The following is a 17,628-nucleotide window of genomic DNA, read 5'->3' on the forward strand; positions in this document are numbered from 1 at the left end:
CTCCTACTTTGGTTTGTGCGTTACGAGGCGATCAATTGGCGCAGGACGTAATGCAGGATCCCGCCCGACTTGAAGTACTCCACCTCATTCAACGTATCGATCCGGCACAACACCTCGATCTTCTCCTGGCGCCCGTCCTCACGGGTGATCAGCAGCGGCAGATTCATCCGCGGTGTCAGCTCGACGCCGGTCAGACCCTGGATTTCAAAGGTTTCCTTGCCGGTGAGATTGAGGCTCTTGCGGTTCTGATCAAGCTTGAACTGCAGCGGCAACACGCCCATGCCCACCAGATTGGAACGGTGAATTCGCTCGAAGCTTTCCGCGATCACCGCTTTGACCCCCAGCAGATTGGTGCCTTTGGCCGCCCAGTCACGGCTAGAGCCGGTGCCGTATTCCTGTCCGGCAACCACCACCAGCGGCGTTCCCGAAGCCTGATACTTCATCGCCGCGTCGTAGATCGCCAGTTTTTCGCCGGTCGGAATGTAGATCGTGTTGCCACCTTCTTCACCGCCGAGCATTTCGTTGCGAATACGGATGTTGGCGAAGGTGCCGCGCATCATCACTTCATGATTGCCGCGACGTGAGCCGTAGGAGTTGAAGTCCCGTGGCTCCACGCCTTTTTCGCGCAAATAACGCCCGGCCGGGCTGTCGGCCTTGATGTTGCCGGCGGGGGAGATATGGTCGGTGGTCACCGAATCACCCAGCAGGGCCAGCACCCGTGCACCTTTGACATCCTTGATTTCAGGCAACGGGCCGGAAATGTCGTCGAAAAATGGCGGATGCTGGATGTAAGTCGAATCGTCCTGCCACACATACGTCGCCGCTTGCGGCACTTCGATGGCTTGCCACTGTTCATCACCGGCGAACACTTCGGCGTATTCCTTGTGGAACATTGCCGTACTGACCTGATTGACCGCGTCGGCGATCTCTTTACTGGTCGGCCAGATATCGCGCAGGTACACCGGATTGCCTTGCTGATCTTCGCCCAGCGGTTCGCTGCTGATGTCGCTGCGCACGCTGCCGGCCAGGGCATAGGCGACCACCAGCGGCGGTGAGGCCAGCCAGTTGGTTTTCACCAATGGATGCACGCGGCCTTCGAAGTTGCGGTTGCCGGAGAGCACGGAGGCGACGGTGAGGTCAGCTTTCTGGATGGCTTTCTCGATCGGCTCCGGCAGTGGCCCGGAGTTGCCGATGCAAGTGGTGCAGCCATAGCCGACCAGGGAAAAGCCGAGCTGATCGAGGTATTGCGTCAACCCCGCAGCCTTGTAGTAGTCGGTGACCACTTTCGAACCCGGTGCCAGCGAACTCTTCACCCAAGGTTTGCGGGTCAGACCTTTTTCCACCGCTTTTTTCGCCAGCAGGCCGGCGGCCATCATCACGCTCGGGTTCGAGGTGTTGGTGCAAGACGTGATCGCGGCGATGACCACGGCGCCGTTTTTCAGGCGATAAGTGTGGCCTTCATATTCATATTCGGTTTCGCCGACCAGATCGGCATTGCCCACCGCGACACCGCCACCGCCTTCACTTTCCAGACGTCCTTCTTCTTTACTGGTGGGTTTGAATTGCAGATCCATGAAGTCGCTGAACGCTTGTGCGACATTCGGCAGCGAAACGCGATCCTGCGGGCGTTTTGGCCCTGCGAGGCTTGCTTCGACGCTGCCCATGTCCAACGCCAGGCTGTCGGTGAACACCGGCTCTTGACCGGGCAGACGCCACAGGCCTTGAGCCTTGGTGTACGCCTCGACCAGTTTCACCACTTCCGGTGGCCGCCCGGACAGGCGCAGGTATTCCAGCGTTACGTCGTCAACGGGGAAGAAACCGCACGTCGCGCCATATTCCGGGGCCATGTTGGCGATGGTCGCGCGGTCGGCCAGCGGCAGGTCGGCGAGGCCGTCACCGTAGAACTCGACGAACTTGCCGACCACACCTTTCTTGCGCAGCATTTGCGTGACGGTCAGCACCAGGTCGGTGGCCGTGATGCCTTCCTTGAGCTTGCCGGTCAGTTTGAAACCGATCACTTCCGGAATCAGCATCGACACCGGTTGCCCGAGCATCGCCGCTTCGGCTTCGATCCCGCCGACGCCCCAGCCGAGTACGCCGAGACCATTGATCATGGTGGTGTGCGAGTCGGTGCCGACCAACGTGTCGGGGAACGCGTAGGTGCGGCCGTCCTCATCCTTGGTCCACACGGTGCGGCCGAGGTATTCGAGGTTGACCTGGTGACAGATACCGGTACCCGGCGGCACCACGCTGAAATTGTCGAAAGCGCTCTGGCCCCAACGCAGGAAGGCGTAACGTTCGCCATTGCGCTGCATTTCGATGTCAACGTTCTGCTCGAACGCGCTGGCGGTGGCGAACTTGTCGACCATCACCGAGTGGTCGATCACCAGATCCACCGGCGACAACGGATTGATTCGCTGCGGATCGCCACCGGCCTTGGCCATCGCCGCACGCATGGCGGCAAGGTCGACCACGGCGGGCACGCCGGTAAAGTCCTGCATCAACACCCGGGCAGGGCGGTATTGAATCTCGCGGTCGGAGCGGCGCTCCTTGAGCCAGGCGGCAATCGCCTTGAGGTCGGCGCCGGTGACCGTTTTTTCATCTTCCCAGCGCAGCAGGTTTTCCAGCAGGACTTTCAGCGACATGGGCAGCTTGTCGAGGTCGCCCAGGCTTTTGGCGGCATCCGGCAAACTGAAATAGTGGTAGGTCTTGTCATCGATTTGCAGGGTTTTGAGCGTTTTCAGACTATCGAGGGACGGCATTACGATCACTCCTTTGAATCCGCACGGCTACGGATTGAGGGGACGAATAGAGCTTTAAACCTAGCCCTGTTTTAGGTAGCTGGCTAATAACTGGACTCTATGAGCGGAACCAAGGTTCCGACATCGGCTATCATGCGCCGGTTTTCGTGACAGGCTTTGCTGCAACGCAAGGCCTGAGCATCGCGCGGCGGCCGAATGATCGCCCGCTGCCCAGGAGTAAGAATGAACACCCTATTCATGCATTGCCGGCCAGGCTTCGAAGGCGAAGTCTGTTCGGAGATTTCCGACCTCGCCGCGCAACTCAACGTGGCCGGCTACGCCAAGGCCAAAGCGGCTACCGCCTGCGCCGAGTTTGTCTGCACCGAAGAAGACGGCGCCGAGCGCCTGATGCGCGGTCAGCGTTTCGCTGAATTGATCTTCCCGCGCCAGTGGGCGCGCGGGGTTTTCATCGATTTGCCGGAAACCGACCGCATCAGCGTGATCCTCGCGCACATGGCCGGATTCCCGGTGTGCGGCAGCCTGTGGCTGGAAGTCGTCGACACCAACGACGGCAAGGAACTGTCGAATTTCTGCAAGAAATTCGAAGGCCCGCTGCGCAAGGCCCTGACCGGCGCCGGCAAACTGGTGGATGACGCCAGCAAACCGCGTCTGCTGCTGACCTTCAAGAGCGGTCGTGAAGTGTTTCTCGGCATGGCCGATGCCGGCAATTCGGCGATGTGGCCGATGGGCATTCCGCGGCTGAAGTTCYCGCGTGAAGCACCGAGCCGTTCGACGCTGAAGCTGGAAGAGGCATGGCACCACTTTATCCCGCGTGATCAGTGGGAGGATCGTCTGCACAGCGACATGACCGGCGTTGACCTCGGCGCCGCGCCGGGCGGCTGGACCTGGCAACTGGTCAATCGCGGCATGCTGGTGACCGCGATCGACAACGGCCCGATGGCTGAAAGTCTGATGGATACCGGACTGGTTCAGCATTTGATGGCAGACGGTTTCACCTTCAAGCCCAAGCAACCGGTGGACTGGATGGTCTGCGACATCGTCGAGAAGCCGGCGCGCAATGCCGCGATGCTGGAAGAGTGGATCGGCGAGGGGCATTGCCGCGAGGCGGTGGTCAATCTGAAACTGCCGATGAAGCAGCGTTACGCCGAGGTGAAGCGTTTGCTCGAACGCATTGCCGATGGTTTCAAGGCACGCGGGATCAAGGTCGATATCGGCTGCAAACAGCTGTATCACGACCGCGAAGAAGTGACCTGCCATTTGCGCCGTCACGACACCAAGAAAGCCAAATCCCGCTGACACAACACATAACCCCTGTAGGAGTGAGCCTGCTCGCGAAAGCGCTGCGTCATTCAGCATTGATGTTGGCTGACACTACGCCATCGCGAGCAGGCTCACTCCTACAGGGGTGTGGCGTAACGCCACAGATGACCGAATACCCGGCAATGCGCGACAATGCCGGCCAGTTTCAGGAGTTAATCATGAGTGAAATGATCGATACCCCGGTCGACGGCACCCTCGACGCCACCGGTCTCAATTGCCCGGAGCCGGTGATGATGCTGCACCAGCACATTCGTGATCTGGTGCCCGGCGGCCTGCTCAAAGTGATCGCCACCGATCCCTCGACCAAGCGCGATATTCCCAAGTTCTGCGTGTTTCTCGACCATGAACTGGTGAGCCAGCACGAAGAGGCCGGTACTTATCTGTACTGGATCCGCAAAAAGTCCTGATCAAAGGCAAAAAAAAGACCTGCATCTGCAGGTCTTTTTTTATGGGCGATCAACCCGCCGAGCGACTGATCCGAATACGCTTGCGCGCACTGCGCGTCAGGCGAATCGACAGCATCAACGCCGCACAGCTCAAGCCCACGATCAAACCCTGCCACAAACCACTCGGGCCGCGTGGCTCGCCGAGCCAGTCGGTCAGACCAAGGGCGTAACCCACCGGCAAACCAATGCCCCAGTAGGCGAACAGGGTCAGGATCATGGTCACGCGCGTGTCCTGATAGCCACGCAGCGCGCCGGCGGCGGTGACCTGGATCGCGTCGGAAAACTGGAACAGCGCCGAATACACAATCAGCATCGCCGCGATGTGAATCACCGTCGGGTCAGCGGTGTAGATTGCCGCAATCGGCTCGCGCAGCAACAGCATCATGCTCGCCGACAGGCAGGCGTACGCCAGCGCGGTGCCCATGCCGACACCGGCAGCAAACCGCGCCTCGCGTGGTTCTTCGCGGCCCAGCGCCTGACCGACACGCACGGTAACGGCCATGCCCAGCGAATACGGAATCATGAACACCAACGAACTGACGTTCAGCGCAATCTGGTGCCCGGCCACTACAGTGGCGCCGAGGCTGCCGATCAGCAGGGCGATCACGGCAAAAATGCTCGACTCGGCAAACACGGCGATACCGATTGGCAGACCAATCGCCAGCAGACGCTTGATCACTGTCCATTGTGGCCAGTCGAAACGGCTGAAGATTTCGCTCGAACGATAGGCCGGTGCCCAGCGCTCATAACCGGCCAGCCCCAGCGCCATCACCCACATCACGATGGCCGTGGCCCAACCGCAACCGACGCCGCCCATCGCCGGCACACCGAAATGGCCATAGATGAAGATGTAGTTCAGCGGAATGTTCAGCGCCAGACCGCACAGGCCCAGCACCATGGCAGGACGCGTACGGCCGATGCCGTCACTGGTGCAGCGCAGTACGTGATAGAAAGCCACCGCCGGCAGACCACTGGCGATGCCGTGCAGGTATTGCATGCACGGGCCGATCAACTCGGGATCGACCTTCATCAGGTGCAGCACCGGCTCGGCGGCCACCAGCATGGCGGTGGCGATCAGTCCGACCACCAGCGCCAGCCACAACGCCTGACGGACGATAGGGCCGATTTCGCTGTGGGTACCGGCGCCGAAGCGCTGAGCGACTTTCGGCGTGGTCGCCAGCAGGGTGCCGGTCATCAGCAGGAACACCGGCACCCAGATCGAGTTGCCCAGCGCCACCGCTGCCAGATCCTTTGGCCCGACGCGGCCAGCCATCACCGCGTCGACGAAGCCCATGGCCGTAGTCGCCAGTTGCGCGATGATGATCGGCAATGCCAGGGCGAGCAGGTTCTTGAACTCCAGGCGAATCCGCGCGGGGCGAGTGAGGGAGACGGCGACAGGTTGATCAGTTACAGAATTCACGGGAAAAACGTCCACAGCTGTTGATGCGCAAGGCGCCGCATTCTACGCCGCTGACGCCTTGGTCAGGAAAAATCCTCTGTTGCGGATTTGTAAGCGCAAAGCCCGCTGGCCCGGCGACCGATCTGCACCTAAACTGCCGATCCGCCTAAGGAGCCCGCCATGCTGATTGTTGCCGACGAAAATATCCCGCTGCTCGATGCCTTTTTTGCCGGTTTCGGCGAGATCCGCCGGGTGCCGGGCCGTTCCATCGACTGTGCGACGGTCGCGCAGGCCGACGTGTTACTCGTGCGCTCGGTGACCAACGTCAACCGCACGTTGCTTGAGGGCAGCAAGGTGCGCTTTGTCGGTACCTGCACGATCGGCACTGATCATCTGGATCTCGACTACTTCAATGAGGCCGGTATCACCTGGTCGAGTGCGCCCGGCTGCAATGCCCGTGGTGTGGTCGATTATGTGCTGGGCAGTCTGATGACCCTCGCCGAAATCGAAGGTGTCGATCTCACTCAGCGGACTTATGGTGTCGTCGGCGCCGGTGAGGTGGGAGGGCGCCTGATCAAGGTGCTGAAAGAGTTGGGCTGGAATGTCAAAGTCTGCGATCCGCCGCGTCAGGCTGCCGAGGGCGGCGATTACGTGAGCCTTGAGCAAATCATTGAGCAGTGTGACGTAATCAGTCTGCACACACCGCTGACACGCAGCGGCGTTGGTGCGACTTGGCATCTGTTCGATCAGCAGCGTCTGCAGCAGCTCAAGCCAGGTGCATGGCTGATCAACGCGGCGCGTGGTCCGGTGGTGGATAACGCCGCGCTGCGCGAAGTGCTGCTGGAGCGTGAAGACCTGCAAGCCGTTCTCGATGTCTGGGAGGCCGAGCCTGAGGTTGATGTTGCATTGGCCGAGCTTTGCGTACTCGCCACTCCGCACATTGCCGGTTACAGCCTTGATGGCAAACAGCGCGGAACGGCGCAGATCTATCAGGCTTACTGCCAATTCATCGGCCAGCCAGCAAGCATTCAACTCAGTGAGCTGCTACCGGCGCCGTGGTTGTCGCAAGTGACCTTGCATGGCGACAGCGAGCCGGCCTGGGCGCTGGCGATGTTGTGCCGAGGCGTGTACGACCCGCGCCGTGATGATGCGGATTTTCGCCGCAGCCTCGTAGGTAATGTCGGCGAGCAGCGGGCGGCGTTCGACGTGCTACGCAAGCAGTATCCGGTGCGGCGCGAGATTGAAGGGCTGAAGGTGCGGATTGAAGGGGATTCGCCGGTGTTGGCGAAGATAGTCGCGGCGCTGGGGGCGGTGACGGTCTAGAAACCGAGTCGGCCGTTTCGCAAGCAGGCTCGCTCCCACATGGATCTCGCACTCACTGACGATCTCCTGTGGGAGCGAGCCTGCTCGCGAAGGTCGCGCCAAAAGTCCCCGGATCTGCAGGCAGAAAAAACCCGGCCAAAGGGGCCGGGTCAGGAAGACGGTGGCTATATCACTTTTGTTTGGCAGGCTTGACCAATCGCTTGTCCAGTTCGCGGCACGCGTCCTGGATCATGTCTTCGGTGATCGGTACTTCACGCCCATCCTTATCGATAATCGAGCAACCCAGAGGTTGGCCGGGCTTGGTGCGGATCACTTCAATCTTGTCATCGCTGCTGTGTTGCAAGGACATGGCCTGTCTCCTCATCAGGTTGTTTACCCAGATTAAAACCGCCACGTGACCAGGCTGTGACAGCGCCTTTCGATCCGTCATGAGCGGCCATTCCAGTCCAACAGAAATGACCGTTCGTCTCAACCTTGACGTTAGACCGATAGCAACTATGGCCTAGTCTTTGGGGGCATATTTAACCTGACTCATTGTGATTTACAGAGTTCCACCCCAAAGAAGGTTTACGCTAGCCCTTTCATCAACACGGATGTACACCTGAATGACCCCGAAGCTTTCTTCACGACACCGTCGCGCGCTGCGTCTGACCAGTCGATTTCTGGCCCCTTACCGCTGGCAGGTCATCGCTGCGCTGCTGGCGTTGATCGTTACGGCCGCCGTCACTTTGTCGATGGGGCAGGGGATCAAACTGTTGGTCGACCGGGGCTTCATGACTCAGTCGCCGCACCAGCTCAACCAGAGCATCGGCATCTTCATGTTGATGGTGCTGGGTCTGGCGGTGGGCACGTTTGCCCGGTTCTACTGGGTGTCGTGGATCGGCGAGCGCTGCGTGGCCGACATCCGCCGCGAGGTGTTCAACCATCTGGTCTATCTGCACCCCGGGTTCTACGAGAACAACCGCAGTTCCGAGATCCAGTCGCGGCTGACGGCCGACACGACGCTGTTGCAATCGGTGATCGGCTCGTCGTTGTCGATGTTCCTGCGCAACCTGTTGATGGTTATCGGTGGCGTCATCCTGCTGTTCGTGACCAATGCGAAACTCACCAGCATTGTGGTGATTGCCTTGCCGTTCGTGGTTGCACCGATCCTGATTTTCGGCCGGCGCGTGCGCAATCTGTCGCGGCTGAGCCAGGACCGGGTCGCCGATATCGGCAGCTATGTGTCGGAAACCCTCGGCCAGATCAAAACCGTGCAGGCCTACAACCACCAGGTCCAGGATGAGCGGCGTTTCGCGACGACGGTCGAGGACGCGTTTGACACCGCGCGAAAACGCATCTTTCAGCGTTCGTGGATGATCACCATGGTAATCGTGCTGGTGCTCGGCGCCGTGGCGGTGATGTTGTGGGTCGGAGGCATGGACGTGATCGCCGGGCGCATCACCGGGGGTGAACTGGCGGCGTTTGTCTTTTACAGCCTGATCGTCGGCAGTGCGATTGGCACGTTGAGTGAGGTGATCGGCGAACTGCAGCGCGCGGCGGGGGCCGCCGAACGTATCGCTGAACTGCTGGGTTCGGAAAACATCATCCAGCCGCCCGTCAGCGGGTTGATGACCTTGCCGGAGCGCGTGCGGGGTGAATTGCAATTGCAGGACGTGCGTTTTTCCTACCCTTCGCGTCCGGAAAGCTACGCCGTCAACGGTTTGAATCTGACCATTCGCGCTGGCGAGACACTGGCGCTGGTGGGGCCGTCCGGCGCTGGCAAGTCCACCGTGTACGACTTGCTGTTGCGTTTTTATGATCCGCTGGAAGGGCAGATCCTGATTGATGGCGTGCCGTTGACCAGCCTCGATCCGCTGGACCTGCGCCGTCACTTCGCTCTGGTATCACAATCGCCGGCGCTGTTTTTCGGCAGTGTTGAAGAGAATATTCGTTACGGCAATCCCGGGGCGACGCTGGAGCAGGTCAAGGACGCGGCAAAAATTGCTCACGCCCACGACTTTATCGAGAAAATGCCCAACGGTTACCAGACCCATCTCGGCGATGGTGGCCTCGGCCTGTCCGGCGGCCAACGTCAGCGCTTGGCGATCGCCCGGGCGTTGCTGGTCGACGCACCGATCCTGCTGCTGGACGAAGCCACCAGCGCCCTTGATGCGCAGAGCGAACACCTGATTCAGGAAGCCCTGCCGAGCCTGATGCAAAACCGCACCACGCTGGTGATCGCGCATCGACTGGCCACGGTGAAAAACGCTGACCGGATTGCGGTAATGGATCAGGGCAAGCTTGTGGCCATTGGCACCCATCAGGAACTGATTGCCAGCAATCCACTGTATGCGCGGTTGGCGGCTTTGCAGTTCAATGATGGCAAGAGTGCTTCAACGAATCCTGTCACCGATCCTGCCATTCACTAAATAGCCGCTCAGGTTGTGCCCATAAAAAATGCCCGTATCTCGCGATACGGGCATTTTTCTTTAGTCGGCGTCAGTCGGGTGATCACTGATCGTCGAAGTAGCGCTCATGCCAGTCCACCAGCGGCTGCGGCGAGTTGAGCTTCTGGCCGTAGATCACCGAGTACGACAACACGTTCTGCACATACTGACGGGTTTCGTCGAACGGAATGCTTTCCACCCACACGTCGAAGCTCAGGTGATCGGCGCCGCGCAGCCATTGGCGTACGCGACCAGGACCTGCGTTGTAGGCGGCGGAGGCGAGGACGCGGTTGCCGTTGAACTGGCTGTGCACCTGGCTCAGATACGCGGCGCCGAGCTGGATGTTCTTGTCCGGGTCCAGCACTTGCTGCGGCGAGGCCAGCGGAATGCTGAATTTGCGCGCGGTTTCCTTGGCGGTGCCGGGCATCAATTGCATCAGGCCACTGGCGCCGACGCCGGAGCGGGCGTCGTCCATGAAAGCGCTTTCCTGGCGGGTGATGGCAAACACCCAGCTTGAATGCAGGCCACGTACCTTGGCTTCACGCACGAGCGTTTCGCGGTGGGCCATCGGGAAGCGGATATCCAGATCGTCCCAGTACTGCGCCTGACTGATGGTGCGGATCGCCGGGAAATACCATTTCAAGTCGTAAGCGAGTTTCGCCTGGGCAACCATTTCATCGCGATTGAAATGGCGGCTGACGTGATACCACTCGCGACGACCGTCGACGATTTGCCCACGGGCATGGAATTCCAGCGCGCGGCGTACACCCGGCGTGTTGCGCACCTTGTTGATCAGCGCCTGGCTGAGGACCAATGGCTTGTTGTTCAGCGAGTACGGCGATTGCGAGCGGTCGGCGGCGAGGAAACCGTAGAAGTCACGTTCGCGCGCAAGGTTTTTGTACAGCGTCTGCGCTTCCGGGTTTTGCGGCTGGGCCAGTTCCAGGCTGCGTGCCTGCCAGTAGCGCCAGCGGTTGGTGGTGGCCAGATCCTGCGGCAGACGGCGGGTCAACTGGTAGGCGTCGTCCCAACGGGCCAGACGCAGGAGAAGGCGCAAGCGCCATTCCGAGACGGTGTTGTCGCGCAGCTCCGGGTCGTATTTGGTCATCACGTCCAGCGCGCGGCTGTCGAAACGACGGGCAAGGGTCAGGCCTATTTCCCGGGCAATCGCGACTTTTTCATCGCGGGAGAAATGCATGCTGCTGGCGTAACCGTCGAGCAACGCCATGGCCTTGTCCGGATCCTGACGGGCCAGTCGGCGCAAGCCGAGGCTGACCACATCGGACATCGGTTCATCGGCCGGGGTGAAGCGCGAAGGCTGATTGAGCAACTCCGGTTTTTGCGCCACATCCACCAGCAAACGACCGCGCGGGGCGAGGGTGGTCAGGCCGTTGACCAGACTGTTGGCCAGTGGATAGTTGCGTGCCTGAGCGGCAAGTTTGGTGCGCTCCCAGCGTTTCTGTTCAGTGAGCTGGCCATCGGCTGCCCAGATGCCGAACAGCGCGTCACACGCCGCAGGTTGCGATTTACCGGTCAGCCAAAGCTTGTCGGCGTTGGCGTAACCTTCGGCCTTATGGTTGCTGCTGATCTGGTACTGCGCATTCAGGCAGTCCAGTTCAGTGAAGTTGAGTTTCGGGTCGTAATACTTGACGAAGGTCGCCCAGTCGCCACGGTCGGCGAGCCAGCGCAACCAGCGCAGTTTCATCCAGTTGGCCTGGGGCAGGTCACCGTGTTCGGCGAGGAACTTCTCGATTTCCGCGTTGCTCGCGGTTTTCAGCCGCGCGGTCAGTTCGTCGTAGGCCAGATACGGTTCCAGCGGGTAATCGGCCAGCGCCTGGCTGTAACGGAAATACGGGCCGGTATCACCCTTGGCCAGGGCGCGCTTGGCTTCATCGTAATACTGGCGTTGGGTGGACAGGTCCACCGCCTGGGCGGATTGAGCGGCAGCGGCGGTAAGTAGCAAACAGGACAAGACACTGAAAAGGCGACTGCGCATGAGACATCCGGGCAGAGAAATCATGACAAGTGCCGACCTCGGTCAGCACTGAATTGTCTGTAGCTTAGCCTTTTGCCAGCAAGCGGCGAAAGCTTTGCCGGCCTCGCAGCACAAGTTCGCAACAAATGTTGTGCAGAGTGCTTCGACAGACAAATTGCCGGCCTGTTGAAGCCCTAACTCAGGTAGAATGCGCGCCCGGTTTTTGGAGAAGCTCATGACCCTGCTCAAATTCAGCGATGTGTCCCTTGCGTTCGGCGCTATGCCGTTGTTGGACAAGGTGTCCTGGCAGATCGCCCGTGGTGAGCGGGTGTGCATCATCGGCCGCAACGGCACTGGCAAGTCCAGCATGATGAAACTGGTCAAGGGCGACCAGAAGCCCGATGAAGGCTCGGTATGGCGTGCCCCCGGTCTGAAAATCGGCGAATTGCCGCAAGAATTGCCGGTGGCCGACGATCGGACGGTGTTCGACGTGGTCGCTGAAGGCCTTGATGGCGTGGGCGCGTTGCTCGCCGAATACCATCACCTTGCGCAGAACTGCGTTACTGAAGATGACCTGAACAAGCTGATGCACGTTCAGCAAGACCTCGAAGCCCGTGATGGCTGGCGCTTGCAGACTCTGGTCGAAAGCACTTTGAGCCGTCTGCAACTGCCGGCCGACAAGACCCTCGCCCAGTTGTCCGGAGGCTGGCGTCGTCGCGTGCTGCTGGCGCAGGCGCTGGTGTCCGAGCCCGATCTGCTGCTGCTCGACGAACCGACCAACCACCTGGACATCGGTGCGATTGCCTGGCTCGAAGAAGCCCTGAAAGATTTCCAGGGCGCCGTGCTGTTCATCACGCACGACCGTTCCTTCCTGCAAAACCTTGCCACGCGCATCCTCGAACTGGATCGCGGCGGCCTGATCGACTGGAACGGCGACTACGCCAGTTTCCTTGTGCACAAAGAAGCCGCGCTGGCCGCCGAAGAGACCGCCAACGCGCTGTTCGACAAGAAACTGGCCCAGGAAGAAGTCTGGATCCGCCAGGGTATCAAGGCGCGCCGCACCCGTAACGAAGGCCGCGTCCGCGCCCTGAAAGCGTTGCGCGTGGAGCGTAGCGAGCGTCGTGAGCGCACCGGCAAGGCCAACATTCAGCTGGACACTGCCGACAAGTCCGGCAAGCAGGTGATGGTCCTCGAGAACGTGAGTTTCGCTCACCCGGGCGGCCCGTTCCTGATCAAGGATTTCTCGATGGTGCTGACGCGCGGCGACCGTATCGGTCTGCTTGGCGCCAACGGCACTGGCAAGACCACGTTGCTGAAACTGATGCTCAGCGGTCTGCAACCGACCAGCGGCAAAGTGGAAGAGGGCACGCGGATCGACGTGGCGTACTTCGACCAGTTGCGTCATCAACTGGATCTGGAAAAGACCGTGATCGACAACGTCGCCGAAGGTCGCGACTTTATCGATATCGATGGTCAGAGCCGTCATGTGCTGAGCTACCTCGGCGACTTCCTGTTCAGCCCGCAGCGTGCCCGCACGCCGGTCAAGGCGCTGTCGGGTGGTGAGCGTGCGCGTCTGTTGCTGGCCAAACTGTTCAGCAAACCGGCTAACCTGCTGGTACTCGACGAACCGACCAACGACCTCGACGTGGAAACCCTCGAGCTGCTCGAAGAAGTGCTGCTGACCTTTAATGGCACTGTGCTGATGGTCAGCCACGACCGGGCATTCCTCGACAACGTGGTCACCAGTACTCTGGTCTTCGAAGGTGAAGGCAAGGTGCGTGAATATGTCGGTGGTTATCAGGACTGGATCCGTCAGGGCGGTTCGCCGCGTCTGCTGGGCGTAACCGAAAGCAAATCCGGCAAGGCTGACCTGAATTCGGCGGTGGTCACTGCCGAACCTGCTGTAGTTGCCGCGCCTGTGGCGGCTGCCCCGGCCGCCAAGAAGAAGCTCAGCTACAAGCTGCAACGCGAGCTGGAAGCGTTGCCGGGCGATATCGACGCCAAGGAACAGCAAATTGCTGCCGTGGAAGCTGAAATGGCTGAAGCCGGTTTCTATCAGCGTCCTGCGGCTGAAACGGCCAAGGTGATTGCTTCGCTGGAGCAGTTGCAGGCTGAGCTGGATGCGTTGCTGGAGCGTTGGGCCGAGCTGGACGCCTGAATGRTCCTGATGTGAAAAAGCCCGGCGCTCAGTGATGAACGCCGGGCTTTTCACATGTAAGCGCAGTCCCAATGTGGGAGCGAGCCTGCTCGCGAATGCGGTGTGTCAGGCGGCATTAATGCTGAATGTGCCGACGCCTTCGCGAGCAGGCTCGCTCCCACAATGATCAGTGTTTCAACGTTTGACCAGGTGGACGGCGAGGACGTCGCATGGTGCGCCGTGCAGCACGTCATTGGCGGTAGAGCCGAGCAACAGCGCCAGGCCGTGACGACCATGACTACCGACCACGATCAGATCGCACTGCTGTTCTTTGGCGAAGTGATGGATTTCCTGGCGTGGCTGGCCGTAGGTCAGGTGGCAGTTGGCGCCTTCGAGTTCGGAATACTTGAGTTTCAGACGCTCAAGACGCTCCTTGGCCTGATCGAACTGCTGTTGTTGCAGTTGTGACAGATCCATCGGCACGTCGCCGCCGAATGCCATCGCCATTGGTTCGACGATATGCACCAGCGACAGTTTGGCGCCATTGCTCACCGACAGCTCGCGGGCGCGGTGAATCACTGGGTCGCACTCTTCGGTCAGATCTACGGCGACCAGGATGTGGTGGTAGGGCATGAGGTGCTCCTCGTGAGGTTTCAATATTGTTAAGTATGGCTGGTTTCAAGCGCATTGGTTCCAAAGTGACACAATGCGCTCACCAAGAATTGGGAATAGAGATATGACGGTCTGGTTGGTGGTGTCAATCCTGCTGGTGGTTTTGAGTCCGTTGGCGTGGTTGCGCCCATCGCGCGCGCAAAGCGGTCGCATCGCCTTGCGCATGGAGGCGCGGCGCATGGGGCTGGCCATGCAACTGGCGCCTCAGGAGTGGCCGCACTGGCTGGCGCAAGAGGCGCCGAATCCGTGTGCGCAGTATCATCGTCCGCGCCGTGGCAAGTCGCCTGCCTGCTGGACTTACTGGCAAAAATCGCCGGGTGTGTGGGTCAATCAATGGCAGGAAGTCTGCGAAGATCGGGCGCTGCTCAATCATTTCGAAAAGTTGCCCGGCAACGTTTTCAAAGTCGAAGCAGACAAGCAGATGATCGCCTTGTACTGGGGCGAGAAGGGCGAAGCGTCGGTGTTGCAGGACATCGACACCACTCTGAAAGCACTGGCGTGACGCGCGGACTTTTCCCACTGCAACGGTGGGGAACGTCCGGCAGACGCGCAATAAAAAGCCCGACATGATTCATCGGGCGGGGTTGGCCAGGCAGGCCGGAAATCTTTTTTGATGCAGGTTCTGTCAACGCATTTCCCTGTCGTCCACCCAGCGTAGCCCTTTAAACAAGGGCTGCTGCGAATTAGGGCGACTTTTCTAACTATTGATTCTATGAATGGCTTCACATGCAGACGCGTGTTGCGGGTCTTCGTCTTACAGAAATGACCGCAAAGTCGCATTTCAACCCGTATTTTGGGCGATTGACAATTGTCGGAAATTCCGTGAAGGTGACGTACCCAAATCAAACGGGCGTATGAATTGAGCGTTTGTCTTACAGACTGCTCCTACAGAATCCCGACTATCGCGTTGGCGGGTGTGCCGGGTGGATTGGCGTTAGCATCGACGAAAAAGCGTCCTGCCGAGCCATTCGCCTGCGTCCGACGTGTACTGTTCAGCTTCCATATCGTGGAGATCAGTTGATGATTTACGAAGGTAAAGCCATCACGGTTAAAGCTCTTGAAAGTGGCATCGTCGAATTGAAATTCGACCTCAAGGGTGAGTCCGTCAACAAGTTCAACCGTCTAACCCTGAACGAACTGCGTCAGGCCGTAGACACCATCAAGGCAGATGCTTCGATCAAGGGCGTGATCGTCAGCAGTGGCAAGGACGTGTTCATCGTCGGCGCCGACATCACCGAATTTGTCGACAACTTCAAGCTGCCGGATGCCGAGCTGGTTGCTGGCAATCTCGAAGCCAACAAGATCTTCAGCGATTTCGAAGACCTCAACGTCCCAACCGTAGTGGCCATCAATGGCATCGCCCTGGGCGGCGGTCTGGAAATGTGCCTGGCGGCTGACTATCGCGTCATGTCGACCAAAGCCAAGATCGGCCTGCCGGAAGTCAAGCTGGGTATCTACCCAGGCTTCGGTGGCACCGTGCGTCTGCCGCGCTTGATTGGTGTCGATAACGCCATCGAGTGGATTGCCTCCGGTAAGGAAAACCGCCCTGAAGACGCCCTGAAAGTCAGCGCCGTCGACGCCGTGGTTGCTCCTGAAAAACTGCAGGAAGCTGCCCTTGAACTGATCAAGCGCGCCATCTCCGGCGAGTTCGATTTCAAGGCCAAGCGTCAGCCGAAACTTGAAAAACTCAAGCTGAACGCTATTGAACAGATGATGGCTTTCGAAACCGCCAAAGGTTTCGTCGCCGGCCAGGCTGGCCCGAACTACCCGGCGCCGGTTGAAGCGATCAAGACTATCCAGAAAGCCGCGAACTTCGGTCGTGACAAGGCGCTGGAAGTCGAAGCTGCCGGTTTCGTCAAACTGGCCAAGACCTCTGCCGCGCAGAGCTTGATCGGTCTGTTCCTGAACGATCAGGAGCTGAAGAAAAAGGCCAAGGCCTACGACGAAATCGCCAAAGACGTGAAGCAGGCCGCTGTACTCGGCGCCGGCATCATGGGTGGCGGTATCGCTTATCAGTCGGCCTCCAAAGGTACGCCGATCCTGATGAAGGACATCAACGAGCACGGCATCGAGCAGGGTCTGGCTGAAGCCGCCAAACTGCTGGTTGGCCGCGTTGATAAAGGTCGCATGACCGCTGCGAAAATGGCTGAAGTGCTCAACGCCATTCGTCCAACTCTGTCCTACGGCGACTTCGGTCACGTCGATCTGGTTGTCGAAGCTGTCGTCGAGAATCCTAAGGTCAAGCAAGCTGTGTTGGCTGAAGTGGAAGCTCAGGTTAAAGAGGACACCATCCTCGCGTCCAACACCTCGACCATTTCCATCAGCCTGCTGGCCAAGGCCCTCAAGCGTCCGGAAAACTTCGTCGGCATGCACTTCTTCAACCCGGTGCACATGATGCCGCTGGTGGAAGTGATCCGTGGCGAGAAGTCCAGCGAGCTGGCTGTTGCCACCACCGTTGCCTACGCCAAGAAAATGGGCAAGAACCCGATCGTCGTCAACGACTGCCCGGGCTTCCTCGTTAACCGCGTGCTGTTCCCGTACTTCGGCGGTTTCGCCAAGCTGGTCAGCGCCGGTGTCGACTTCGTCCGTATCGACAAAGTCATGGAAAAATTTGGCTGGCCGATGGGCCCGGCGTACCTGATGGACGTGGTCGGCATCGACACCGGTCACCATGGTCGTGACGTCATGGCTGAAGGTTTCCCGGATCGCATGAAGGATGACCGTCGTTCGGCCATCGACGTGCTGTACGAAGCCAAGCGCCTGGGCCAGAAGAACGGCAAGGGCTTCTACGCCTACGAGGCCGACAAGAAAGGCAAGCAGAAGAAAGTCGCCGACCCTTCGGTGCTGGAAGTGCTCAAGCCGATCGTTTACGAGCAGCGCGAAGTCACAGACGAAGACATCATCAACTGGATGATGATCCCGCTGTGCCTGGAAACCGTGCGTTGCCTGGAAGACGGCATCGTTGAAACTGCCGCCGAAGCCGACATGGGTCTGGTCTACGGTATCGGTTTCCCTCCATTCCGTGGCGGTGCGCTGCGCTACATCGATTCGATCGGTGTTGCCGAGTTCGTTGCCCTGGCTGACCAGTACGCTGATTTGGGCGCGCTGTACCACCCGACCGCGAAGCTGCGCGAAATGGCCAAAAACGGCCAGAGCTTCTTCGGTTAA

Annotated in this window: 12 protein-coding genes; 7 read left to right on the forward strand and 5 right to left on the reverse strand. The window is 59.6% G+C overall.

Annotated elements, in window-relative coordinates; translation table 11 throughout:
• Positions 1 to 20 precede the first annotated feature (20 nt).
• Positions 21 to 2,762 (reverse strand): aconitate hydratase AcnA, encoded by a 2,742-nt coding sequence (gene acnA, locus AC1DVF_RS15385; RefSeq protein WP_460091634.1) that lies wholly within the window; start codon positions 2,760 to 2,762, stop codon positions 21 to 23.
• Positions 2,763 to 2,984: 222 nt separating this feature from the next.
• Between acnA and rlmM the strand changes: the two genes are divergently transcribed.
• Positions 2,985 to 4,058 (forward strand): 23S rRNA (cytidine(2498)-2'-O)-methyltransferase RlmM, encoded by a 1,074-nt coding sequence (gene rlmM, locus AC1DVF_RS15390; RefSeq protein ID WP_477782721.1) that lies wholly within the window; start codon positions 2,985 to 2,987, stop codon positions 4,056 to 4,058.
• A 182-nt stretch (positions 4,059 to 4,240) separates the two neighbouring features.
• Positions 4,241 to 4,489 (forward strand): sulfurtransferase TusA, encoded by a 249-nt coding sequence (tusA, locus tag AC1DVF_RS15395; RefSeq protein WP_016775503.1) that lies wholly within the window; start codon positions 4,241 to 4,243, stop codon positions 4,487 to 4,489.
• Positions 4,490 to 4,538: 49 nt separating this feature from the next.
• On the opposite strand, the gene AC1DVF_RS15400 is transcribed toward tusA, so the two are convergent.
• On the reverse strand, positions 4,539 to 5,948 hold the full coding sequence (locus tag AC1DVF_RS15400; RefSeq protein ID WP_099756799.1) for an MATE family efflux transporter: 1,410 nt from the start codon (positions 5,946 to 5,948) through the stop codon (positions 4,539 to 4,541).
• 159 nt (positions 5,949 to 6,107) lie between these two features.
• Here AC1DVF_RS15400 and pdxB point away from each other — a divergent pair, with 159 nt between their 5' ends.
• Positions 6,108 to 7,250 (forward strand): 4-phosphoerythronate dehydrogenase PdxB, encoded by a 1,143-nt coding sequence (pdxB, locus tag AC1DVF_RS15405; RefSeq protein ID WP_477782722.1) that lies wholly within the window; start codon positions 6,108 to 6,110, stop codon positions 7,248 to 7,250.
• 169 nt (positions 7,251 to 7,419) lie between these two features.
• Here the strand turns inward: pdxB and AC1DVF_RS15410 are convergent, their stop codons facing one another.
• Positions 7,420 to 7,599 carry a PA1571 family protein gene (locus AC1DVF_RS15410; protein ID WP_093433652.1) on the reverse strand — a complete coding sequence of 60 codons (180 nt, stop codon included), beginning with the start codon at positions 7,597 to 7,599 and terminating at the stop codon, positions 7,420 to 7,422.
• A gap of 256 nt (positions 7,600 to 7,855) precedes the next feature.
• Between AC1DVF_RS15410 and AC1DVF_RS15415 the strand changes: the two genes are divergently transcribed.
• The gene (locus AC1DVF_RS15415) at positions 7,856 to 9,661 is read left to right on the forward strand and encodes an ABC transporter transmembrane domain-containing protein (protein ID WP_186624467.1); all 1,806 of its coding nucleotides are present in this window, start codon (positions 7,856 to 7,858) and stop codon (positions 9,659 to 9,661) included.
• An 82-nt stretch (positions 9,662 to 9,743) separates the two neighbouring features.
• Here AC1DVF_RS15415 and AC1DVF_RS15420 read toward each other — a convergent pair whose 3' ends face one another.
• Complete coding sequence (locus tag AC1DVF_RS15420; RefSeq protein ID WP_093433658.1) at positions 9,744 to 11,672, reverse strand: transglycosylase SLT domain-containing protein; 1,929 nt, start codon at positions 11,670 to 11,672, stop codon at positions 9,744 to 9,746.
• Positions 11,673 to 11,886: 214 nt separating this feature from the next.
• On the opposite strand from AC1DVF_RS15420, the gene AC1DVF_RS15425 reads away from it, so the two are divergent.
• Positions 11,887 to 13,809, forward strand: a complete 1,923-nt coding sequence (locus AC1DVF_RS15425) for an ATP-binding cassette domain-containing protein (RefSeq protein ID WP_093433660.1) — start codon at positions 11,887 to 11,889, stop codon at positions 13,807 to 13,809.
• 174 nt (positions 13,810 to 13,983) lie between these two features.
• Here the strand turns inward: AC1DVF_RS15425 and AC1DVF_RS15430 are convergent, their stop codons facing one another.
• Positions 13,984 to 14,421 (reverse strand): universal stress protein, encoded by a 438-nt coding sequence (locus tag AC1DVF_RS15430; protein WP_093433662.1) that lies wholly within the window; start codon positions 14,419 to 14,421, stop codon positions 13,984 to 13,986.
• 103 nt (positions 14,422 to 14,524) lie between these two features.
• Between AC1DVF_RS15430 and AC1DVF_RS15435 the strand changes: the two genes are divergently transcribed.
• Both AC1DVF_RS15435 and fadB read left to right on the forward strand, forming a co-directional pair.
• Positions 14,525 to 14,962 (forward strand): hypothetical protein, encoded by a 438-nt coding sequence (locus tag AC1DVF_RS15435; protein WP_460129611.1) that lies wholly within the window; start codon positions 14,525 to 14,527, stop codon positions 14,960 to 14,962.
• Between the two features lie 518 nt (positions 14,963 to 15,480).
• The gene (gene fadB, locus AC1DVF_RS15440; RefSeq protein ID WP_122607489.1) at positions 15,481 to 17,628 is read left to right on the forward strand and encodes a fatty acid oxidation complex subunit alpha FadB; all 2,148 of its coding nucleotides are present in this window, start codon (positions 15,481 to 15,483) and stop codon (positions 17,626 to 17,628) included.

The sequence above is a fragment of the Pseudomonas sp. P4_D7 genome, assembly GCF_056401755.1.

Bases quoted from the DNA above. Each gene is read 5' to 3' on its own strand.
- tusA (WP_016775503.1), top strand. From the start codon at position 4,241: ATGAGTGAAATGATCGATACCCCGGTCGACGGCACCCTCGACGCCACC.
- fadB (WP_122607489.1), top strand. From the start codon at position 15,481: ATGATTTACGAAGGTAAAGCCATCACGGTTAAAGCTCTTGAAAGTGGC.
- acnA (WP_460091634.1), bottom strand. From the start codon at position 2,762: ATGCCGTCCCTCGATAGTCTGAAAACGCTCAAAACCCTGCAAATCGAT.
- AC1DVF_RS15415 (WP_186624467.1), top strand. From the start codon at position 7,856: ATGACCCCGAAGCTTTCTTCACGACACCGTCGCGCGCTGCGTCTGACC.
- AC1DVF_RS15410 (WP_093433652.1), bottom strand. From the start codon at position 7,599: ATGTCCTTGCAACACAGCAGCGATGACAAGATTGAAGTGATCCGCACC.
- AC1DVF_RS15430 (WP_093433662.1), bottom strand. From the start codon at position 14,421: ATGCCCTACCACCACATCCTGGTCGCCGTAGATCTGACCGAAGAGTGC.
- AC1DVF_RS15425 (WP_093433660.1), top strand. From the start codon at position 11,887: ATGACCCTGCTCAAATTCAGCGATGTGTCCCTTGCGTTCGGCGCTATG.
- pdxB (WP_477782722.1), top strand. From the start codon at position 6,108: ATGCTGATTGTTGCCGACGAAAATATCCCGCTGCTCGATGCCTTTTTT.
- AC1DVF_RS15420 (WP_093433658.1), bottom strand. From the start codon at position 11,672: ATGCGCAGTCGCCTTTTCAGTGTCTTGTCCTGTTTGCTACTTACCGCC.
- AC1DVF_RS15435 (WP_460129611.1), top strand. From the start codon at position 14,525: ATGACGGTCTGGTTGGTGGTGTCAATCCTGCTGGTGGTTTTGAGTCCG.